Origin of the sequence: Pseudomonas sp. KK18 (assembly GCF_037094675.1) — a bacterium.
Taxonomy (GTDB): domain Bacteria; phylum Pseudomonadota; class Gammaproteobacteria; order Pseudomonadales; family Pseudomonadaceae; genus Aquipseudomonas.
In genome coordinates this window covers 3,071,024-3,092,263 of the sequence record NZ_CP146605.1, presented here as the reverse complement: position 1 = coordinate 3,092,263, position 21,240 = coordinate 3,071,024, and the positions used below count along the sequence as shown (strand labels likewise).

The 21,240-nt window shown below is 62.5% G+C and carries 22 protein-coding genes and 1 pseudogene; 13 read left to right on the top strand and 10 right to left on the bottom strand.

What is annotated here, in order from left to right; all coding sequences use genetic code 11:
- Positions 1 to 153: 153 nt before the first annotated feature.
- From ycaC to V6607_RS14060, 3 genes are read right to left on the bottom strand one after another with little or no spacing between them, the layout of a single operon-like run.
- Positions 154 to 777 carry an isochorismate family cysteine hydrolase YcaC gene (gene ycaC, locus V6607_RS14070; protein ID WP_161635723.1) on the bottom strand — a complete coding sequence of 208 codons (624 nt, stop codon included), beginning with the start codon at positions 775 to 777 and terminating at the stop codon, positions 154 to 156.
- An 18-nt stretch (positions 778 to 795) separates the two neighbouring features.
- Positions 796 to 2,634, bottom strand: coding sequence for an amidohydrolase (locus V6607_RS14065; protein WP_003207313.1), 1,839 nt, complete (start codon positions 2,632 to 2,634; stop codon positions 796 to 798).
- Complete coding sequence (locus V6607_RS14060) at positions 2,631 to 3,221, bottom strand: antibiotic biosynthesis monooxygenase (RefSeq protein ID WP_134326335.1); 591 nt, start codon at positions 3,219 to 3,221, stop codon at positions 2,631 to 2,633. The genes V6607_RS14065 and V6607_RS14060 overlap by 4 nt, the downstream gene beginning before the upstream one ends.
- Positions 3,222 to 3,391: 170 nt before the next feature.
- Between V6607_RS14060 and V6607_RS14055 the strand changes: the two genes are divergently transcribed.
- From V6607_RS14055 to V6607_RS14045, 3 genes are all read left to right on the top strand, one after another.
- Entirely contained in the window at positions 3,392 to 3,823 is a 432-nt protein-coding gene (locus V6607_RS14055; protein ID WP_134326334.1) for an AraC family transcriptional regulator, read from the top strand.
- Positions 3,824 to 3,906: 83 nt separating this feature from the next.
- Positions 3,907 to 4,629 carry a pirin family protein gene (locus V6607_RS14050; protein WP_008434624.1) on the top strand — a complete coding sequence of 241 codons (723 nt, stop codon included), beginning with the start codon at positions 3,907 to 3,909 and terminating at the stop codon, positions 4,627 to 4,629.
- Between the two features lie 137 nt (positions 4,630 to 4,766).
- Positions 4,767 to 5,114, top strand: coding sequence for a hypothetical protein (locus V6607_RS14045; protein WP_087694860.1), 348 nt, complete (start codon positions 4,767 to 4,769; stop codon positions 5,112 to 5,114).
- A 238-nt stretch (positions 5,115 to 5,352) separates the two neighbouring features.
- Here the strand turns inward: V6607_RS14045 and V6607_RS14040 are convergent, their stop codons facing one another.
- Positions 5,353 to 6,351 (bottom strand): quinone oxidoreductase, encoded by a 999-nt coding sequence (locus tag V6607_RS14040; RefSeq protein ID WP_338743955.1) that lies wholly within the window; start codon positions 6,349 to 6,351, stop codon positions 5,353 to 5,355.
- Between the two features lie 102 nt (positions 6,352 to 6,453).
- On the opposite strand from V6607_RS14040, the gene V6607_RS14035 reads away from it, so the two are divergent.
- A complete protein-coding gene (locus V6607_RS14035) occupies positions 6,454 to 7,317 on the top strand; it encodes a LysR family transcriptional regulator (protein ID WP_134326332.1) in 864 nt (287 codons plus the stop codon).
- Between the two features lie 6 nt (positions 7,318 to 7,323).
- Here the strand turns inward: V6607_RS14035 and V6607_RS14030 are convergent.
- Together V6607_RS14030 and V6607_RS14025 are read right to left on the bottom strand one after the other, a co-directional pair.
- Positions 7,324 to 7,503 (bottom strand): annotated as a pseudogene (locus tag V6607_RS14030) (cupin domain-containing protein); the annotation flags it as partial.
- 30 nt (positions 7,504 to 7,533) lie between these two features.
- On the bottom strand, positions 7,534 to 8,427 hold the full coding sequence (locus tag V6607_RS14025) for a LysR family transcriptional regulator (protein ID WP_134326331.1): 894 nt from the start codon (positions 8,425 to 8,427) through the stop codon (positions 7,534 to 7,536).
- 117 nt (positions 8,428 to 8,544) lie between these two features.
- On the opposite strand from V6607_RS14025, the gene V6607_RS14020 reads away from it, so the two are divergent.
- The gene (locus V6607_RS14020; RefSeq protein WP_134326330.1) at positions 8,545 to 8,985 is read left to right on the top strand and encodes a GFA family protein; all 441 of its coding nucleotides are present in this window, start codon (positions 8,545 to 8,547) and stop codon (positions 8,983 to 8,985) included.
- Positions 8,986 to 9,086: 101 nt separating this feature from the next.
- On the opposite strand, the gene V6607_RS14015 is transcribed toward V6607_RS14020, so the two are convergent.
- A complete protein-coding gene (locus tag V6607_RS14015; protein ID WP_134326329.1) occupies positions 9,087 to 9,692 on the bottom strand; it encodes a histidine phosphatase family protein in 606 nt (201 codons plus the stop codon).
- 138 nt (positions 9,693 to 9,830) lie between these two features.
- Here V6607_RS14015 and V6607_RS14010 point away from each other — a divergent pair, with 138 nt between their 5' ends.
- Positions 9,831 to 10,784 (top strand): aliphatic sulfonate ABC transporter substrate-binding protein, encoded by a 954-nt coding sequence (locus V6607_RS14010; protein ID WP_134326328.1) that lies wholly within the window; start codon positions 9,831 to 9,833, stop codon positions 10,782 to 10,784.
- 140 nt (positions 10,785 to 10,924) lie between these two features.
- Here V6607_RS14010 and V6607_RS14005 read toward each other — a convergent pair whose 3' ends face one another.
- Together V6607_RS14005 and rpiB are read right to left on the bottom strand one after the other, a co-directional pair.
- Positions 10,925 to 11,905, bottom strand: coding sequence for a sugar-binding transcriptional regulator (locus V6607_RS14005; protein ID WP_003215718.1), 981 nt, complete (start codon positions 11,903 to 11,905; stop codon positions 10,925 to 10,927).
- Positions 11,906 to 11,968: 63 nt separating this feature from the next.
- Entirely contained in the window at positions 11,969 to 12,430 is a 462-nt protein-coding gene (gene rpiB / locus V6607_RS14000; protein WP_003215716.1) for a ribose 5-phosphate isomerase B, read from the bottom strand.
- Between the two features lie 284 nt (positions 12,431 to 12,714).
- Here rpiB and V6607_RS13995 point away from each other — a divergent pair, with 284 nt between their 5' ends.
- The 7 genes from V6607_RS13995 to dhaL all read left to right on the top strand — a co-directional run bounded on the left by V6607_RS13995 (position 12,715) and on the right by dhaL (position 20,129).
- A complete protein-coding gene (locus V6607_RS13995; RefSeq protein WP_134326327.1) occupies positions 12,715 to 14,202 on the top strand; it encodes a sugar ABC transporter ATP-binding protein in 1,488 nt (495 codons plus the stop codon).
- On the top strand, positions 14,199 to 15,188 hold the full coding sequence (locus V6607_RS13990) for an ABC transporter permease (RefSeq protein ID WP_003215711.1): 990 nt from the start codon (positions 14,199 to 14,201) through the stop codon (positions 15,186 to 15,188). The genes V6607_RS13995 and V6607_RS13990 overlap by 4 nt, the downstream gene beginning before the upstream one ends.
- Before the next feature lie 39 nt (positions 15,189 to 15,227).
- Entirely contained in the window at positions 15,228 to 16,235 is a 1,008-nt protein-coding gene (locus V6607_RS13985; RefSeq protein WP_134326326.1) for a substrate-binding domain-containing protein, read from the top strand.
- 151 nt (positions 16,236 to 16,386) lie between these two features.
- Positions 16,387 to 17,142, top strand: coding sequence for an SDR family oxidoreductase (locus V6607_RS13980; protein ID WP_134326325.1), 756 nt, complete (start codon positions 16,387 to 16,389; stop codon positions 17,140 to 17,142).
- Positions 17,143 to 17,170: 28 nt separating this feature from the next.
- Positions 17,171 to 18,286 carry an alcohol dehydrogenase catalytic domain-containing protein gene (locus V6607_RS13975; protein WP_134326324.1) on the top strand — a complete coding sequence of 372 codons (1,116 nt, stop codon included), beginning with the start codon at positions 17,171 to 17,173 and terminating at the stop codon, positions 18,284 to 18,286.
- Positions 18,287 to 18,467: 181 nt separating this feature from the next.
- Positions 18,468 to 19,469 (top strand): dihydroxyacetone kinase subunit DhaK, encoded by a 1,002-nt coding sequence (locus tag V6607_RS13970; RefSeq protein WP_134326323.1) that lies wholly within the window; start codon positions 18,468 to 18,470, stop codon positions 19,467 to 19,469.
- A 3-nt stretch (positions 19,470 to 19,472) separates the two neighbouring features.
- Entirely contained in the window at positions 19,473 to 20,129 is a 657-nt protein-coding gene (dhaL, locus tag V6607_RS13965) for a dihydroxyacetone kinase subunit DhaL (RefSeq protein ID WP_134326322.1), read from the top strand.
- Between the two features lie 129 nt (positions 20,130 to 20,258).
- Here the strand turns inward: dhaL and V6607_RS13960 are convergent, their stop codons facing one another.
- Positions 20,259 to 21,140, bottom strand: coding sequence for a LysR substrate-binding domain-containing protein (locus V6607_RS13960; RefSeq protein ID WP_134326321.1), 882 nt, complete (start codon positions 21,138 to 21,140; stop codon positions 20,259 to 20,261).
- Positions 21,141 to 21,240 lie beyond the last annotated feature (100 nt).

Below are 21,240 nucleotides of genomic sequence, written 5' to 3'. Positions count from 1 at the left end.
TTATAGCCGGTCAGTCGCCACACCACAAATCAAAATGTGGGAGCGGGCTTGCTCGCGAAGGCGGTGGGTCAGTCGGTACATGTATTGACTGGCACACCGCCTTCGCGAGCAAGCCCGCTCCCACATTGGATTACCTGCATATCAGAGAGCGGTTTATTTGGCCGTCAGCGCCGAGTAGCTGTTCATCAAATTGCGATAGTTGGGAATACGCGGCGACAGCAGATTCGCCAAGCCTTCCATGTCGTTGCGCCAGTCCACCTGCAGCTCGCAGGCCACCGAGAACCAGTTCACCAGCTGTGCACCGGCCGCCGTCATGCGTGCCCACGCCGCCTGTTGCACGGTCTCATTGAAGGTGCCCGAAGCATCGGTGACCACAAACACTTCAAACCCTTCAGCCAGGGCCGACAGCGTCGGGAAGGTCACGCACACGTCGGTCACCACACCGGCAATGATCAGTTGCTTGCGGCCGGTGGCTTTCACTGCCTTGACGAAATCTTCGTTGTCCCATGCGTTGATCTGGCCAGGGCGCGGGATGTACGGCGCGTCCGGGAACAGTTCTTTCAGCTCCGGCACCATCGGGCCGTTGGGGCCGCTTTCGAAACTGGTGGTGAGGATAGTCGGCAGCTTGAAGAACTTGGCCAGGTCCGCCAGGGCCAGCACGTTGTTCTTGAACTCGTTGGGCGAGAAGTCCTGCACCAGGGAAATCAGGCCGGTCTGGTGATCCACCAGCAGGACCACGGCGTCATCTTTGTTCAGGCGTTTGTAAGTCATGGGAATACTCTTTTGGGGTTAGATTCAGAAGGCAAAACACGAGCAGCCAAACGCGCCCCAGAAACCCTGGAAGTCGCTGACCGGCACGTTCGAGAGACGCGCCCGTTCATGGCTATGGGCATGCACGCCACAGGGGCCGCTGCACTGGTGCACCTGGGCTTGCAGCGCTGACGCCGGGCGCCAGTGGCCCGGTACCTTGACCACCGGCGACCAGTCCGGCAGCACCGGCACGCTGGGTGGTGCGAAATCTTCAAAGTCGCCGGCGCCGTACACCACCTTGCCGCCGACCACGGTGAGTACCGATTCGATCCACTTGATGGCTTCCTCGTCGACACTGAAGAAGTCCGCCGACAGTGCCGCCACGTCCGCCAGTTGGCCGACCTTGATCTGGCCCTTCTTGCCCTGCTCGGAGGAGAACCAGGCGCTGCCGTGGGTGAACAGTTCCAGGGCCGTCAGCCGGGGCAGCCCCTCGGCGTGCAGTTCCAGCCCGCCGACGGTGCGGCCGCTGACCATCCAGTACAGCGAGGTCCAGGGGTTGTAGCTCGACACCCGGGTGGCGTCGGTGCCAGCGCCCACCGGCACGCCTTCGGCGAGCATGCGTTTGATCGGCGGCGTGGCCTCGGCGGCCTTGGCGCCGTAGCGCTCCACAAAGTACTCACCCTGGAACGCCATGCGGTCCTGGATCGCGATGCCGCCGCCCAGCGCCCGCACGCGCTCGATGTTCTGCGGGGTGATGGTTTCGGCGTGATCGAAGAACCATGGCAAGCCGTTGAACGGGATGTCGCGGTTGACCTTCTCGAACACGTCGAGCATCCGCGAGATCGACTCGTTGTAGGTGGCGTGCAGGCGGAACGGCCAGCGCTGTTCCACCAGGTGGCGCACCACCGGTTCCAGTTCCTGCTCCATGGTCAGCGGCAGGTCCGGGCGTGGCTCGAGGAAGTCTTCGAAGTCGGCCGCCGAGAACACCAGCATTTCGCCGGCGCCGTTGTGGCGCAGATAGTCGTCGCCCTGATGCAGGGTCACGCTGCCGGTCCAGTTCTTGAAGTCGCTGAGTTCTTCCTTGGGCTTCTGGGTGAACAGGTTGTACGCGATGCGCACGGTCAGTTGCTGGTCCTTGGCCAACTGTTCGATCACGGCGTAATCGTCGGGATAGTTCTGGAAACCACCGCCGGCGTCGATGGCACTGGTCAGGCCCAGGCGGTTGAGTTCGCGCATGAACTGGCGGGTGGAATTCACCTGGTATTCCAGGGGCAGTTTCGGGCCCTTGGCCAGGGTCGCGTAGAGAATCATCGCGTTGGGCCGCGCCACCAGCATGCCGGTGGGGTTGCCGTTATGGTCGCGCACGATCTCGCCGCCGGGCGGGTTCGGCGTGTCCTTGGTGTAGCCGGCCACCCGCAGGGCGGCACGGTTGAGCAAGGCGCGGTCATACAGGTGCAGCACGAACACCGGCGTGTCGGGGGCGGCCTGGTTGAGTTCGTCGAGGGTGGGCATGCGTTTTTCCGCGAACTGGAATTCGTTCCAGCCGCCCACCACCCTCACCCACTGCGGCGTGGGCGTGCGGTCAGCCTGATCCTTGAGCATGCGCAGGGCATCGGCCAGTGACGGCACGCCTTCCCAGCGCAGTTCGAGGTTGTAGTTCAGGCCGCCACGGATCAGGTGCAGGTGCGAGTCGTTGAGGCCAGGGATGACGGTGCGACCCTTGAGGTCGATGACCTGGGTACCACTGCCGCGCAGGGCCATGGCTTCACCGTCGGTGCCCACCGCGACGAAGCGTCCCTGGTGGATCGCAACTGCCGTGGCGCGGGGATTTTCACGGTCCACGGTGTGGAACTGGCCATTGAACAGAATCAGGTCGGCGTTCATAGGGTTTCCTTTACAGAGGCTTCAAGCCAGGGCGCGAACAGGCGGGTGGCCGCCGGCATCAGCAGGTAAATCACCAGTACAACGATGGTCAGGGTGACCAGGAAGGTGGCGACGATGTAGCTGGACAGGAACGGGTGCAGCCGCAGTACCGGGCCCCAGATGATCGGCACCAGCAACGTCAGCGGCAGGATCACCAGCAGCGTGACCACTGCCTGTTTCCAGCGCGGCGGCTTGGCGGCAGCATCGGCCAGGGGCGAGAACCAGAACTCGTTGACCGCGCCGACTTCGGTCTGGTCGCCGTCGGCCAGCATCGGTGCGGCTTGGTTGATCAGCTCCAGGCGCTGCGGCGAATCGAGCCAGCGCTCCAGGTCTTCGGTGGAGCGATAACGCAGCACGCAGGTGAACAGCGCAAGGCCGCCCTGCTTGCTGCGCACCACGTCAACGCCGAGGTGGCCGGGACGCTCACCGGCAATACGCACGATGCGTCGCAGCCAGGCTTCGTAGTCGGCTTCAAGCCCGGGTTTTATGCGGTGCTTGACCACCAGGGTCACGACCTCGTCCGGCCCGCCTTGTGCTGTTGAGTCCATCGTGCCCTTCCCCTGGATGCTTGAACGTTCGCGCTAGTGTGCGACGGCCCGATCCAGAAAAATTGCATGCATGTGCTCAGTTCAACAGATGCTTGCAGCGGTCTACACTGGGGATTCATTCACCGGTAAGGTGTGTGAAAACAAGCGCCCATCGACCACGGATAGCGATCATGGCTCAACCAGCAGCTGCAACCGGAACCCTGTGTTCAGAGCGGGAACAGAGGGTCAAGCAATTGATCCTCGCCAATCTTGCTGGCCCCCTGGAGGTGACGGAACTGGCTCGCGCCTGTGAGCTGTCCCGCAGCCATTTCTCCAGGGCCTTCAAGCGCACCACCGGTGTATCGCCCCAGGAATGGATTCGCCAGCAACGCATCAAGCAGGCCAAGGTGCTGATCACCGGCTCCGCCCTGAGCCTGACGCAGATCAGCCAGGAATGCGGGTTCTGCGACCAGGCGCACTTCTGTCACCTGTTCAGCCGCAGCGAAGGCGTGAACCCAATGGCCTGGCGCAAACTTCAGCTGCGCTACCGCCATCATCTGCGGACGGCACAGCTGGCGATCGTCAACCTAAAAGAGACAGTTATTCCGATTACAGCTTCTTAATCAACCTATCGTTAACCAGTAATCTTCTCCTCACACCGAAGCCCTGCATCTCGCAGCCAGGCTTCCCTTGAGGAGAACACCCCATGCTGACCCTTCGCAAAGCCTCGGAACGCGGCGCCGCCAATCACGGTTGGTTGAAGTCGTTCCACACCTTCTCGTTCGCCAACTACTGGAATCCCAAGGAACAGGGTTTTTCCGACCTGCTGGTGATCAACGATGACCGGGTTGCCGCCGGCAAGGGCTTCGGCCAACACCCGCACCGCGACATGGAGATTTTCTCCTATGTGCTCGAAGGCGCCCTGGAACACAAGGACACCCTGGGCACCGGTTCGGTGATTCGCCCCGGCGACGTGCAACTGATGAGCGCCGGCAGCGGCGTGGCCCACAGCGAGTTCAACCACAGCCACACCCAGGGCGTGCACTTCCTGCAAATCTGGATCGTGCCGGATGTGGCGGGCGCCGAACCGCGCTATCAGCAGGAGCACTTCACCGAGGCGCAAAAACGCGGCCGGTTGCAGTTGATCATCTCGCCGGAAGGCACCGACGGCTCCCTCGGCGTGCGCCAGGACGCGCGGGTGTATGCCGGGCTGTTCAACGGCTTTGAAACCGCCAGCCTGCCGCTGGCCCCGGAACGCTACGCCTACATCCATGTGGCGCGGGGCAGCGTTGAAGTCAACGGCCAGCGCTTGCACGAAGGCGACGGCGCCCGAGTGCGCGATGAGCGGGAGATTCACCTGAGCCATGGGGAGGACGCCGAGGTGCTGGTGTTCGACCTGCGCCCTCGGGAACTGCCAGAAATGCCGTGATGAGCGACGCGATGGCCCGGGAAAACGGGCCATCGCTGGCGTCGATAGTCACCATCAGCCCAATGAAGTTCTCTTAAAAAATCTGCCGCGTAACATCGCATCCATACCAACCAACGACTTTCCCGGAGCACACCCTCATGAAACGCCAACTCTTGCTTAGCCTCGCTTTCTCGGTACTTGCTGTAAGCGCCTTTACCCAACCTGCCCTCGCTGAAGGCGGCGCGGATCGCCTGATGGACAGCCGCGTGGCTGAGGGTGGGTCTGACCGTATGCTGGAACGCCGCGTTGCTGAAGGCGGGTCTGATCGCCTGCTGGAACGTCGTGTTGCTGAAGGTGGTGCTGATCGCCTTCAAGAAAACCGTGTAGCTGAAGGTGGCGCTGACCGTCTTCAAGAAAACCGCGTAGCCGAAGGTGGTGCTGACCGTCTTCAAGAAAACCGTGTAGCTGAAGGTGGCGCTGACCGCCTGATGGAAAACCGCGCGTAACCCCTGTCGTTCGCGGTTCACCCCCAGCCGGCCTGATCAGCCGGCTTTTTTTCGCCTGCTGTTAACTGATCCTCACAAGCGCCACGACCCCTGTGGCAAGGGAGCTTGCTCCCGCTGGGCTGCGCAGCAGCCCCAATGAACTCACTGCGTTTCTCCAGGAAGACACCATTGGCAGGTTTTGGGGCCGCTTCGCAGCCCAGCGGGAGCAAGCTCCCTCGCCACACAAGCTCTCTGGCCATTAGTGAAGTTCACGGTCCAGCCACACCACCGCCTTGCCAATCTGCTGCCGTGCCTCAATCCTCGCGTGCACCTGCTGCACCTCTTCCAGGGCGTAATGCCCTTCGATATCCACCGTCAGCGAACCTTCAAGTATCGCCGCAAACACCGCATTGGCACGCCTCTGCACCGTAGGCCCGTCGGCCATGTGGTCGTTGAGCCGTGGGCGAGTCAGGAACAGTGAACCGGCCTCCCCCAACTCCATCGGATCGAGGTCAGTGATCGAACCGGAGACGTTGCCGTAATTGACGATCAGCCCCCGCGTACGACAGGCCTTGAAGCTTTCACGCAAGGTGGCCTTACCCACCGAATCGAACACCACGTCCACACCCCGCCCCTGCGTTACCTGCAAGACTCGCTCGGCAAACCCGTCGTATGGCCAGGCGTGATCAGCACCACGCTGAAGGGCAATCGCACATTTTTCAGTGCTGCTGCCGGTGGTGAATACCGTGGCACCGAGTCGCCGGGCCATTTGCACCAGCAACTGGCCGATGCTGCCGGACGCGGCATGGATCAGGCAGCTGTTGCCCGCCTGCAACCGCGCGACGTCTTCAATCAGGTAGTGAGCCGTGCAGCCCTGGAACATCGCCGCAGCCGCCTGATCGAAGTTGATCGCATTGGGAATTTGCGCCACCCGCGCGGCGGGTACGCTGGCGTATTCAGCGAACGCGCCCCAGGCAATGCACCAGGCCACCCGATCACCCGGCGCCAAATGGCTCACGCCCTCGCCCACCGCCACCACCACACCCGCGCCTTCCATGCCCAGGGTGCACGGCAGCCGTACCGGGTAGGTCACCGAGCTGGCGTATTTGCCCTGGCGGGTGTGCACATCCATGAAATTGATCCCGGCGCAGGCCACCTTGACCAGCACATGGCCGGGTGTCACCTGAGGTGTGGGGACATCGTGACGCAGTTGAACAACTTCCGGGCCGCCGTAGGTTTCAAGGGTGAGGGCTTTCATCGCGGGACAACTCCGTTTGCAGTGGGAATGCGCCATGGTAAAAGACGCTACTCTGTACGAGAATTCCCCAATACCTCCCACCCTCCGTGCGAAAATAACCCGATGTTCGACTGGCAGGATCTGTATTTCTTCACCGTGCTGGCGCGCACCCAATCACTGTCGGCTGCCGCCCGCGAACTGCAGGTGGAACACGCCACTGTTGGCCGGCGCGTCGATGCCCTGGAAAAAGCCCTCGGCGTCAAACTGGTGGATCGCCTGCCCCGCAGCCGGCCGCTCACCGAGGAAGGCCTGGCATTGGCGAAGCTGGCGGCCGGCATGGGCGAGATGGCCACCGAAGTGATGCGCCTGTCCCGCGTGGCCTCGATCGAAGTGGCCGGCACCGTGCGGGTCAGTTGCCCGCCGTCGATTGCCATCCACTGCATCGCGCCCCATGTCGCACGCTTCAGGGCGCAGTATCCCAAGCTGAATATCGTGTTGATGTCCTCGACGACGCTGGCCGCCCTCGACAAAGGCGAAGCCGACATTGCCCTGCGCACGGTGCGTCCCGATGAAGAGGCGCTGGTACGCAGAAAGGTCGGCGCCGTGCGTTTCGGGCTCTATGCCACGCCCGAGCTCAAGCAGTTACCCGCTGAACAGTGGACGTTCATTGCCTATGACGCCACCCGCGACCATCTGCCCCAACAGGCGTGGATGCATCAGGTGCGCGGCAACCGCACGATTGCCTTCGCCGCCAGCGACCTGATCACCCAGCAAATGGCCGCCCGGTCCCAGGTGGGTGCGGTGGTGTTGCCCACGCTGGTGGGAGATCACGACGCGGCATTGGTGCGCCTGGCAACGACCACCGAAGGCCCGGTTCGCGATATCTGGCTGACGGTGTATCCGGATATGCGCCGCTCGCCTTCGGTGAAGGTGGTGATGGAGTTTCTGGTGAGCTGCATTGAAGGCGAGCCGCAGTTGCGGCGGTGAGACCGATTACTGCGCGGCGTACTGTTCGTCGCTGACCTGCTCCATCCAGTCCACCACCTTGCCGTCGAGCATTTCGTTGATCGCGATATGGGTCATGGCGGTGTTCGCCGTGGCGCCATGCCAATGCTTGACCCCGGGTGCAATCCATACCGTGTCGCCGGGGCGAATGGCCCGCACGGGCTGGCCCGCATTTGCATTGTTGGTTGACGCGCTGCGTTATCGCGGCTGAAGGAAGTCCGTCAGGGCCGCGCCCAAGCCATCGAACACCACGGCGATGCGCGGAACCTTGCGCATGTCCTGATGCATGGCGATCCACACGTCAACCTTGAAATCCACCTGCGCGGGCAACACCCGCACCAGCCCGTGACGTTGTGCCACCTGGGCTGAACACACGCCGATCCCAAGCCCCGCACGCAGAGCGGCCAACTGCGCGAGGTGATCGTCGGTGCGAATCACCGTACTGGGCGCCGAACAGTCGAAACCGCGCTCACCCAGGAATTCGATCTCCAGCAAGTTGCGGTCCGGCCCGATCAGCGGGTAGCCGTGCAATTGCGCAACGGTGTCCGGCGTGCCCTGCTCTGCCAACAGTTCGGGTGCGGCGTACAACCCTACGTGAAGGTCGCCGACCTTGCGCGCGACCACCGTGGATTCAACCGGGCGACGGATGCGTACGGCGACGTCGGCCTCTTGCCGGGCAAGTGCCTGCAGCCGATTGGATACGCTCAGTTCGATGGCCAATTGCGGATGATCACGGCGCAGGCTGCGCAACATGGGCGGCAGCACTTCAACGCTCAGCAGCTTGCCGCTGGTGAGCCGCACCGTGCCGCCGGCAAGGGCCGTGTCGGCCGAGGCTGCGCGGCTGAAGGCGTTGGCGGCAACGGCCATCGCTTCAACGTGGCTGATCAGGTCCTTGGCCGTGTCGGTGGGCAATAGCCCGGCGGGTGAGCGGATAAACAGGCTGACCCCGACGCTCTGCTCCAGGGCCTCGATCCGTCGCCGCGCGGTGGCCTGGGCAATCCCCAGCAAACGGGCCGCGCCCGACAGGCTGCCGGTGCGCAACACGGCGAGGAAGGCGCGCTGGGTTTCCCATTGGAGTTGCGGGGCGTTCATACATTTCCTGTGAGCCGCTGGGCAGTTTTGGCGGATGTTCTTTGTTCGGGGGCTGCGGCATGCTGGCGAGCATAACCGATGGGGCTTTCGCCCTCACTTTGCACAGGATCGTTTTTGATGACACTCACCGGCCAATGTCGCTGCGCCCGCGTGACCTACACCCTCGATAACGACGCGCCGCTGGCGGTGTATGCCTGCCATTGCCGCCACTGCCAGACCTGGAGCGGCAGCGCGTTTGCCCTGCATGCGCTGTTGCCGGCGGATGCGCTGCAGGTTGAAGGTTCGCTGACGGAATATGCCTATGACGTTGATGGGCAGCGCTCGGAACATCGGTTGTGCGGGGTGTGCCATACGCGGATCTGCAACACCACGACGGCCGCGCCGGGGTTGGTTGTGCTGCGGGTCGGGACACTGGATGAGAGCCCGTCCGTGCAGCCGGTGGCGCATATCTGGCTGCGGCACAAGCAGCCGTGGGTAACGCTGGCGGAGGGTGTTCCGACCTGGCCGGAAAGCCCTACGCCCCAGGCGTTTGCGCAGGCGTTGAGCGTTCCCCTGTAGACATGACTCACACCCACACTGTGGCGAGGGAGCTTGCTCCCGCTGGGTTGCGCAGCAACCCCAAAAGCATTGACCGGCCCATCCTGAAAGACCGCAGCGGCCTACCAGGGGGCGCTTCGCCCCCCAACGGGAGCAAGCTCCCTCGCCACATTGGGCTCTGCGTCGATGTTGAGGCTCAGCACTTCGCCATTGCGCAACTGCCAGGCGAAGAAGTCTGAGAAATCATCGCGAACCAATGCGCGAATCGCCTTGGCGACAACCCCATGGGCAACCAGCACCACCACCTGTTGCCCATGGTTCACCAGCAACTGATTCAATCCGCCCCGGATGCGCTCGACGAACTGCGAGATTGACTCACCGTCCGTGGGTGCCCGCTCCCATTGCCGGGTAATATTCTGCGCCCAAAGGTCGGGATAACGCTGCGCCGCCTCCGCCTGGGTCAGTCCCTCAAACACCCCCACGCCGCGCTCACGAAACGCATCCAGCGTAGGCAGTTGCAGCCCATCATCCGCAAACACAATGGCCGCCGTTTGCTGAGCCCTGCGCAGCGGCGAGACGATGACGGCGTCGATCTGCGCCGGCAATTTTTCCCGCAACTCCCGCGCCTGCAGCACGCCCCGTTCGTTGAGATCAATGTCCAGCGAGCCCTGGTAACGCCCCTCGGCATTGGCTTGAGTTTCGCCGTGACGAACAACATACAACTGCATACCGCCCTCCTTCATCCTGACGCTGAAAGGCCGCGACCGGCGCACCCGATAAAGGCCTAAGCTAAGATCGAAAAATTATTTATCTAATGTTTTTTAGAACAATAAGCTCACCTTAATCCATTAAGAGTCGAGCACGCCATGCCCCAGTTTTCGCTCCATCGCCTTTTCATCGCAGGCCTTGCCACACTGGGCCTCTGCACCACCCTGAGCACACAAGCCCAGGAAACCGTACGCATCGGCTACCAGAAATCCTCGACCCTGATCACCTTGCTGAAAACCCAGGGCACCCTGGAAAAAGCCCTCAAGGCCGACGGCATCGACGTCACCTGGCACGAGTTCCCCAGTGGCCTGCCGCTGCTGGAAGCACTCAACGTCGGTAACGTGGATATCAGCGCTGACGTGGCCGACACCGTGCCGATCTTCGCCCAGGCCGCCCAGGCCAAGCTCACCTACTTCGCCCAGGAAGCGCCCTCGCCCCAAGCCCAGGCGATCGTGGTGCGCAAGGACTCGCCGATCCAGCAACTGGCGGATTTGAAAGGCAAGAAAATCGCCGTGACCAAGGCCGCCGGCACTCACTATTTATTGATCGCTGCCTTGAACAAGGCGGGGCTGGCCTTCTCCGATATCGAGCCGGCGTACCTGACGCCCGCCGATGGCCGCGCTGCGTTTGAAAACAACAAGGTTGATGCCTGGGTCACGTGGGAACCGTTCCTCACCAGCGTGCAGCGCCAACTGCCCACCCGCACCCTTGCGGACGGTACCGGGCTGGCCAGTTACAAGCGCTATTACCTGACGGGTACGCCCTATGCCCAGGCGCATCCCGAAGTGCTGAAGCTGGTGTACGAGCAGTTGCACCAGGCTGGCGAGTGGGTGAAAAGCCACCCGCGTGATGCCGCGAAAGTGCTGGGGCCATTGTGGGGCAACCTGGATGTGGAGACTGTCGAGGCCGCCAATGCTCATCGCAGCTATGAGGTGCAACCGGTGACGCTGGATCAGTTGGGGGAACAGCAGAAAATTGCGGATGCGTTCTTCAAGGCGGGGTTGTTGCCCAAGGCGGTGGATGCGCAGGATGTGCAGGTGTGGAAACCCTGAGGCAGTCAACTGTGGGAGCCGGGCTTGTCCGCGATGCAGACAACTCGGTACTCCAGTCATACCGCGGTGATGCCATCGCAGCCTCGCCAAGGCTCGACAGCTCCCACAGGTGATGTTCAGGGCCTGGACTATCGGCGGTGTCAGCTTTTACGCGTCGCGTCATCCAGCGCAAGGATGGTGTGAGCATTGGTCACCGTGGTCGCCAGGGTATTGATCACTCCCGAACGCAACGCCCCCAGCGTTGCCGCCGCCTTGGTGTTTTCACTGGCAATCGCCACCACATCCGGAATCCGAAACAGCTCCTGCACCGTCAACCCGATCACCCGCCCCTGAATCGCGTTGACCGCCGGCTGGCCATGAATGTCGATGAAGTCATAACCCATCATGTCCCCCACGGTGCCGGACAACCGCGCCTGGGCGATTTCCTGGGGCGAAAACCACCCCATGCGCACCATGTTGCTGTTTTCACTCATGTCACCGATGCCGATCAACGCCATGTCCGCACGGCGGGCACGGTCAAGCGTGGAACGCACCGTATCGTTGCTGATCAACACCCCACGCAGTTCCGGGTTGGCCACCAGCGCCGGGGCGTACAGGCTTTCACTCTCGCCACCAAACCGCAGGGCCAGGCGCCGGCAAATATGGTCGGGGTTCATGTATTCACCCGCCTTGAGCGAACCGCCAATGGCGCAAACAAACGTGCAGTTGCGGGTCACCGGCAAAAATACGTTATCGGCCACCGCACCGACATTACGCCCCATGCCAACCGCGACGATCATCCCGTCGCTGAGGGTTTTGTTCAGGTAGTTGGCCACCAGGCTCGCCACCGCCGAGCGCTGGGTGTCCGGGTCGCTGTGGTCCACCGCAATCAAGGCGCGGTCCAGCTGGAAGCGCTCCACCAGCGCCTGTTCCAGCTCGTTGTTCATCGCCGGGTGCTGCAACACCCGCACCTCGACAATCCCTTCATCCCGTGCGCGTTTGAGCAGGCGGCTGACTTTTGCCCGGGACAGGTCGAAGCGCTTGGCGATGGCTTCCTGAGTGACGTTCTCAAGGTAATAGAGCATCGCCACTTCGGTCATCAGGTCGATGTCGCTGGCGATGCGCTGGGTACTGTCACTCATGGGCACGGGCTTCCGTTTCGGTGTCAAAGGCGCATTCTCCCGACTCTTGCCCCGTTCCGTCCACTACTGATGCCCGTCACGCTCGATCGCGTTGATGCGGTCGACCTTGGCCCCGGAACGCGCGGCTTCGAACTCCGACTCCAGGAACGACTTGACGATGCTCTTGGCCAGTTCCGCGCCGATCACCCGTGCACCGATGGACAGGATCTGCGCATCGTTGCTCTTGCGTGCCCGCTCCGCCGAATAGGTGTCATGGGCCTGGGCCGCACGAATCCCCAGGACTTTGTTGGCCGAGATGGCCATGCCGATGCCAGTGCCGCACACCAGCACGCCCAAGCGTTGCTCGCCGGCATTGATCGCCGTGGCCACCGCCAGGGCAATGTCCGGGTACAGCACCGGCGCCGTGGAATGGGTGCCGAAGTCCGTCACCGGGTAACCCAGCGCCTCAATATGGCGCTTCAACAGCTCTTTGAGCTCATAACCCGCTTCATCGCATCCGATAGCCACCGGGAAAGGTGTGTTCATGGCGTTTGGCTCCGCTGCCGTTTTGGGTACTGGAGAGTGATCATATGATCACTCGATGAAATTTATCTCAGTCATTTCTCGGATATTCCAGTCGCCCTGTCAAGCAGGATTTAGCTGACCTCCCAGTCAAAGCCCTCTAAACCGGCGCACTTTGCGCAAATCCATCCATTTACAACTTTTCAGTGAAAGAGATTGACTGATCAGAATTTCATTTGATACACATATGCTCACAGCGAAACATGACTGTGCGACCTAATAAGAATTCACAGCACGAGGACACGCCGATGGCCACGCCATTACTGCTCCAGGCTGAACACGTCGCCAAGGCTTACGCCGGGATTCCTGCCCTGCGTGAGGGGCGCCTCTCTCTGCGGGCCGGCAGCGTCCACGCCCTGTGCGGCGGCAATGGCGCAGGCAAATCGACTTTCCTGAGTATCCTGATGGGCATCACCCAGCGTGACGCCGGGACCATCCTGCTCAACGGCTCCCCCGTCCAGTTCAACCGCCCCAGCGAAGCACTCGCGGCGGGGATCGCGATGATCACCCAGGAGCTGGAACCCATTCCCTACATGACCGTCGCCGAAAACATCTGGCTGGGCCGCGAACCGCGCCGCGCCGGCTGCATCGTCGACAGCAAGGAGCTCAACCGGCGCACTCGCGAACTGCTGGAAGGCCTGGAGTTCGATGTCGACGCCACCAGCCCCATGCATCGCCTGAGCGTGGCGCAGATCCAGTTGGTGGAGATCGCCAAGGCATTCAGCCACGACTGCCAGGTGATGATCATGGACGAGCCCACCTCGGCCATCGGCGAGCGCGAGGCCGAAACCCTGTTCAAGGCCATCCGCCGCCTCACCGCCCGTGGTGCCGGCATCATCTATGTGTCGCACCGCCTCAGTGAACTGGCGCAGATTGCCGACGACTACAGCATCTTTCGCGACGGCGCCTTCGTTGAGACCGGGTGCATGGCGGATATCGACCGCGCCCACCTGGTGCGCGGCATCGTCGGCCAGGAACTGACCCGCATCGACCACAAGGTCGGCCGCGAATGCGCCGCCGAATGCTGCCTGGACGTCGACAGCCTGAGCCGCGCCGGCGAATTCCAGGACATCAGCCTGCAACTGCGCCAGGGCGAGATTCTCGGCATCTACGGGCTGATGGGCTCGGGCCGCAGCGAATTCCTCAACTGCATCTACGGCCTCACCACGCCGGACTCCGGCAGCGTGACCCTGCAAGGCAAACCGATGCCCATCGGCCTGCCCAAGGCAACGATCCAGGCCGGCATGTCACTGGTCACCGAAGACCGCAAGGACAGCGGCCTGGTGCTCAGCGGCAGCATCCTCTCGAACATCGCATTGTCGGCGTACAAGCAGCTGTCGAGCTGGTCGCTGATCAATGCCCGCAAGGAAAACCAACTGGCCCAGGACATGGTCAAGCGCCTGCAGATCAAGACCACCTCCCTGGACCTGCCGGTGGAATCCATGAGCGGCGGTAACCAGCAAAAAGTGGTGCTCGCCAAATGCCTGTCGACCCAGCCGATCTGCCTGCTGTGCGATGAGCCGACCCGGGGCATCGACGAAGGCGCCAAGCAGGAGATCTATCACCTGCTGGACCAGTTCGTGCGCGCCGGCGGCGCGGCGATTGTGGTGTCGTCCGAAGCCCCTGAATTGCTGCACCTGAGTGACCGTATTGCCGTGTTCAAAGGCGGAAGGCTGGTGACCATCAGCAGCGATACCGCCCTTTCCCAGGAAGCCTTGTTGAGTCTTGCCTCATGAATGCCAAATCACTTTCTACACCTGCAGCCGCCCCCGTCACGACCGCACCCCGCAGTCGCCTGCGCCTGTCCCTCGACCGCTTCGGCCTGCCGCTGGTGTTCATCCTGCTGTGCCTGGTGATGGCCTTCGCCAGCGAATACTTCATGACCTGGCGCAACTGGATGGACATCCTGCGCCAGACCTCGATCAACGGGATCCTCGCCGTAGGCATGACCTACGTGATCCTGACCAAGGGCATCGACCTGTCGGTGGGCTCGATCCTGGCGTTTGCCGGGCTGTGCAGCGCCATGGTCGCGACCCAGGGCTATGGCGTGCTGGCGGCGGTCAGCGCCGGGATGTTCGCCGGGGCGATGCTCGGGGTGGTGAACGGCTTTATGGTGGCCAACCTGTCGATCCCGCCCTTTGTCGCGACCTTGGGCATGTTGAGCATTGCCCGGGGCATGACCTTCATCTTGAACGACGGCAGCCCGATCACTGACCTGCCCGACGCCTACCTGGCGCTGGGTATCGGCAAGATCGGCCCGATCGGTGTGCCCATCGTGATCTTCGCCGTGGTCGCGCTGATCTTCTGGATGGTGCTGCGCTACACCACCTACGGCCGCTATGTGTACGCGGTGGGTGGCAACGAGAAGAGCGCGCGCACCTCCGGGATCGGCGTGCGCAAGGTGATGTTTTCGGTATACGTGGTCTCGGGCCTGCTCGCCGGGCTGGCCGGTGTGGTGCTGTCGGCGCGCACCACCTCTGCCCTGCCCCAGGCCGGCACTTCGTATGAGCTGGATGCGATTGCCGCCGTGGTAATCGGCGGCACCAGCCTGTCGGGCGGTACCGGCACGATTGTCGGCACGCTGTTTGGCGCATTGCTGATCGGCGTGATCAACAACGGCCTGAACCTGCTCGGCGTGTCCTCCTATTACCAGCAGGTCGCCAAGGGCCTGATCATCGTGTTCGCAGTACTGATTGACGTGTGGCGCAAGAAGAAACGCTAGTTCTGAAAACTACCACTACAACAATAACGGAGTTCTCTCATGAAACCTGGTACGACTTTGGCCGCCGTCGCGGCACTCTCCCTGCTCGCCAGCAGTATCACCCTGGCCGCCGATGGCAAGACCTACAAGATCGGCGCCGCCGTGTACGGGCTCAAGGGCCAGTTCATGCAGAACTGGGTGCGCGAGCTGAAGGAACACCCCGCAGTCAAGGACGGCACCGTGCAGCTGACCGTGTTCGACGGCAACTATGACGCACTGACCCAGAACAACCAGATTGAAAACATGGTGACCCAGCACTACGACGCGATCCTGTTTGTGCCGATCGACACCAAGGCCGGCGTCGGCACCGTGAAGGCCGCCATGAGCAATGACGTGGTGGTGATCGCCTCCAACACCAAGGTGGCGGACGCCAACGTGCCTTATGTTGGCAACGATGACGTGGAAGGCGGTCGCCTGCAGGCCCAGGCCATGGTCGACAAACTCGAGGGCCGCGGCAACGTGGTGATCATCCAGGGCCCGATTGGCCAGTCGGCGCAGATCGACCGCGAAAAGGGCGAGATGGAAGTACTGGGCAAGCACCCGGACATCAAGATCATCGAGAAGAAAACCGCCAACTGGGACCGCGCCCAGGCCCTGGCCCTGACCGAAGACTGGCTGAACGCACACCCCAAGGGCATCAACGGGGTGATCGCGCAAAACGATGACATGGCCCTCGGTGCGGTGCAGGCGTTGAAGTCCCATGGGCTGACGTCCAAGGATGTGCCGGTGACGTCCATCGACGGCATGCCGGATGCGATCCAGGCGGCGAAGAAAGATGAAGTGACCACCTTCCTCCAGGACGCCCAGGCCCAGTCTCAAGGCGCGCTGGATGTGGCGCTGCGGGCGCTGGCCGGCAAGGATTACAAGCCGCAGTCGGTGATCTGGGAACGTTATGGCAAGGACGTGAAATGGGGTGACGGCACCGCCAGGAACTACATCCTGCCGTGGGTGCCGGTGACCAATGCGAATGCGGATGCGCTGTACCAGCAGGTGAGCGGTACGAAGTAAGTTTTGACTTGAAACCCGGTCAAGTGTGGGAGCGGGCTTGCTCGCGAAAGCGGTGGATCATTCAACAGATGTGCCACCTGATACACCGCTTTCGCGAGCAAGCCCGCTCCCACATTGGATCTCCACCGATCTGAAAAATGGAGTCATGTTCATGTCTGGATTCTGGAATCAAGCCTTTGACCTCACCGGCCGCTGCGCCGTGATCACCGGCGGGGCCGCCGGGATCGGTCTGGCTTGTGCCAGCCTGTTGGTGGAACGCGGCGCGCGGGTGGCCCTGCTGGACCGCGACCCGGCCGTGGTCGAAGTCGCCGCCAGCCTCGGCGCCGGGAACATCGGCATCGCCGTGGACCTGCGCCAACTCGACCAGGTGCACAGCACCATCGATTACGTATTCGATCACTTCAAACGCCTGGATTACCTGGTCAACAGCGCCGGCGTGGCCCTGCTGGACAAGGCCCTGGACGTCAGCGAAAACGCCTGGGACACCACTCTCGACATCAACCTCAAGGCCAGTTTCTTCGTGGCCCAGGCCTGCGCCAAACACATGCTGGCCCAGGGCAGCGGGCGCATCGTCAACCTCGCCTCCCAAGCGGCAGTGATCGGCCTGGACCGTCACGTCGCGTACTGCGCCAGCAAGGCCGCCGTGGTCGGCATGACCAAGGTGCTCGCCATGGAATGGGCGCCGCATATCAACGTCAACGCCATCTCCCCGACCATCGTCGAAACCGCCCTCGGTAAAAAGGCCTGGGCGGGCGAGCTGGGGGAACGGGCCAAATTGCAGATCCCGGCGGGCCGCTTTGCCCAGCCGGAAGAAATCGCCGGGCTGGCGTTGTACCTGCTCAGCGACGCCGCACAGATGATCACCGGGGAAAACGTGGTGATCGACGGCGGCTACAGCATCCAGTAATTGATCTTTTGTCGTGAGGTTTATCGTCATGTCTACCGTTACCGAACGCACTGCCGAACAACTGTCCCCCGTCATTCCGAAAACCATGCAGGCCGTGGTCTGTCACGGCCCCGAAGACTATCGCCTGGAGACCGTCAACGTGCCGACGCCCGGCCCCGACGAGATCCTCACCAAGGTCGAGCTGTGCGGCATCTGCATGGGCGACATCAAGACCTACCGCGGCGCGCCCTCGTTCTGGGGCGACGCCGAGCAGCCGCGCTACGTGAAGCCGCCGATGATTCCCGGCCACGAGTTTGTCTGCCGCGTGGTCGCCCTCGGCCCCGGCGCGGAAAAGCGCGGGGTGAAGGTCGGCGACCGGGTGATTTCCGAACAGATCGTGCCGTGCTGGGGCTGCCGCTTCTGCAACCACGGCCAGTACTGGATGTGCCAGAAACACGACTTGTATGGCTTCCAGAACAACGTCCAGGGCGCCATGGCCCAGTACATGATCTTCACCAAGGAAGGCATCATCCACAAAGTACCGGACTCGATTGCCCCGGACGAAGCCATCCTGATCGAACCCCTGGCCTGTTCGCTGCACGCGGCGGAACGGGCGAATGTGGATTTCGACGACATCGTGGTGGTGGCCGGCGCCGGCACCCTGGGCCTGGGGATCATCGGTGCGGTGCGCATGCGCAACCCGAAAAAACTCATCGTGCTCGACATGAAACCCGAACGCGCTGCCCTCGCCCTGCGCATGGGTGCGGATGAAGTGTGGAACCCGGCTGAAGTCGACGTGATGGCGAAGATTCGCGAGATCACCGACGGCTACGGTTGCGACATTTACATCGAAGCCACCGGGCACCACAAGGCGGTGAACCAGGGCCTGGCGATGTTGCGCAAGCTGGGGCGCTTCGTGGAATTCAGCGTGTTCAACGACGAGGCCACGGTGGACTGGTCAATCATCGGTGACCGCAAGGAACTGGACGTGCTGGGCTCGCACCTCGGCCCCTACATGTACCCGCGCGCCATCGACTTTATCGGCAACCGCAAGATCGACATGCGCGACGTGGTGACCCACAAGTTTGCCCTGGCGGACTTCAAGGAAGCGTTTGCGGTGATGGAGCGCGGGGACAAGTCGCTTAAAGTCGTCCTGGAACCCTGATTGGCCCAATAACACAAAACCCTGCGGGCGCCGGGCTTAGGCTTTTTGTGGGAGCTGGCTTGCCTGCGATGCAGACGCCTCGGTCTGTCTGTGACACCGAGCCGATGCAATCGCAGGCAAGCCAGCTCCCACAAAAGCCCCCGGCTCCCACACCAAGAACAAGAACACAGGAAACCGCGTTATGAATCGAGTGATAAACGATCCGGACCAGGTGGTCGAGGACATGCTGCGGGGTATTCTGGTCGCGCACCCCGAGCTGCGCCAATACGAAACCAATCCCCGGGTGATCGGCAAGGCCAAGCCGTCACCACAGGGCCGGGTGGGCATCGTGACCGGCGGCGGTTCCGGCCATGAACCGGCGTTCCTCGGCTATGTCGGCCCGGGCCTGGTGGACGCCGTGGCCGTCGGCGAAATCTTCTCGTCGCCCACCGCCAAAAGCTTCTTCGACGCCTTCCGCGCCGCCGACCACGGCGCCGGGGTGGCGTGCCTGTACGGCAACTATGCCGGCGACAACATGAACGTGAAGCTGGCGATGAAGATGGCCGCCAGCAAGGACATGCGCATCCGCACCGTGGTCGCCAACGACGACGTGGCCTCGGCGCCCAAGGCCGACATCGCCAAGCGTCGCGGCGTGGCAGGCGAGATCTTCATGTGGAAGGTCGGCGGTGCGGCCGCGGCCCAGCATTACGACCTGGACGGGGTGATTCGTGTTGCCCAGAAGACAGTCGACAACTGCCGCTCCATCGGCATCGGCCTCACGCCCTGCACCATCGCAGCGGTGGGCAAGCCGAACTTCCAGATTCCCGACGGGCAGATGGAGTTGGGCATCGGCCATCACGGCGAGCCTGGCATTGAAGTCATCCCGATCGAATCCGCCGAGGCCATGGCGGCCCGCATGCTCGCGCCGATCCTCGCCGACCGCGACTTCAGCCAGGACGACAGCGTGGTGGTGCTGGTCTCGGGCCTGGGTGCGACGCCGGTGATGGAACTTTACATTTTCTACGCCGAGGTTGAACGTCAGCTGCAAGCTAGGGGCTTGAAGATTCACCGCTGCTACGTGGGCAACTACTTCACCTCCCTGGAAATGATGGGCGTGACCCTGACCTTGCTGGGCCTGGACGCCGAGCTGAAATCCCTGATCGACCAACCCTGCCGCTCCATCGGCATGACCCAGGCGGAATAAACCATGAGCCAGCATTTCTCCACCCACGACGGCAGCGCCATCGTCGCCGACCTGGTCAGCGTGATCGTTGCCAACCGCGAATACCTGAGCGAAGTCGACGGCGCCATTGGCGATGGCGACCACGGCATCAACATGGCCAAGGGATTTGCCCATTGCGGGCGCACGATTGAAGGCCGCCAGCTGACCCTGGCCGAAGCCCTGGATGAGTTGACACTGAGCCTGATGGAAGGCATCGGCGGCTCCATGGGGCCGTTGTATGGCAGCCTGTTTATCGGCATGGCGGATGAGGTGCGCGGCAGCGAACAGATTGACGCGGCGACCTTTGCCCATTTGCTGCGGGGCGGGCTGACCTCATTGCAGGACATCACCGAAGCCGGCGTGGGTGACAAGTGTTTGATGGACACCTTGATTCCGGCGGTGGAGGCGTTTGAACAGGCCCATGGGTCAGGAGCGTCATTCAGCGATGCGCTGGAGGCGATGAAAAGTGCTGCTTCGCGGGGGCGGGATTCCACCAGGGACCTGGTGGCAAAAATCGGCCGCGCCAGCCGCCTGGGCGAGCGCTCACTGGGTGTACTGGATGCCGGAGCGGTATCGTGCTGCTTGATACTGACGCGATTGGCGGATTCGGTTCAACCGCGGTTGGTGCAGTGCTTGAAATGACCCCTTCGCGAGCAAGCCCGCTCCCACCTTCGACCGAATTCCATCTTTGGAATGCCGTCGAAGGTGGGAGCGGGCTTGCTCGCGAAGGCAGCAACACAATTAACCCGTCAAGCACCTAACCCGCCGCGATCAAACCTTCAAACTGGCTACCTGCTTCACCTGCTCTATATACCGCGCCACCGCCGGCGCCTTTTCAAAGCGCCGGTAAATCAGCGACAACCAGGACGACGCCTCGCTGCCTTCAATGCTGCGGTACACGACATTCGGCAAGCTCACATGCCCCACCACCGACTCCGGCACCACCGCCACGCCCTGCCCCAGTGACACCAACGCAATCACCGCCACCAACCCACCCGGCTGCGGCCCCAGGCGCGGCGCATAACCACCCTGCGCTGCCACGTGCAGCGTGCCGCTGATCTGCTCGGGCAAGATAAACGTCTCGTTCTGCAGATGCTCGCAACTGATTGCCTTCAACCCCAGCAGCCACGAATCCTGGGGCAACGCCAGCACAAACCCTTCACTGCTCAACCGCACCGCTTCGACCCCATCAGGCAAGGTCATCGGCGAACGAATGTAACCAATGTCGAAACGCCCCTCCGCCACCAACCCCGGCAACACCGCCATGGGACTCTCGCGCACGCTGAGGCTCACGTCCGGGCAGTCCGCGCAGAACGACTGCACCTGGCGCTGCAACAACCCCGAATACACCGCCGACGCCACATAACCCAGCTCGATATGACCGATCTCGCCACGCCCGGCGCGCTGGGCATTGCGTTGGGCAAACTCGAACTGGCGCACGGTGGCCTCTGCCTCGATCAGCAAGGCCGCGCCCGCCTCGGTCAGGCTGACCTCGCGCTGGCGGCGGATAAACAAGCGCGTACCGAGGGTGGTTTCCATGTCCTGGATCTGCCGGCTCAGGGTCGGCGGCGCGATACCCAGCTGTTCGGCAGCACGGGTGAAATTGCGTTGCCGGGCAACCGCCAGGAAGTAGCGGAAATGACGTATTTCCATCACAGGATTAGCTCAAAGGTAATGAAGTTCTGTATGGCGCCTAACAAGGACGCCACCTGCCGGGGATAAGCTCGCGGTACGTTCACAGTAGAGAGGCTTT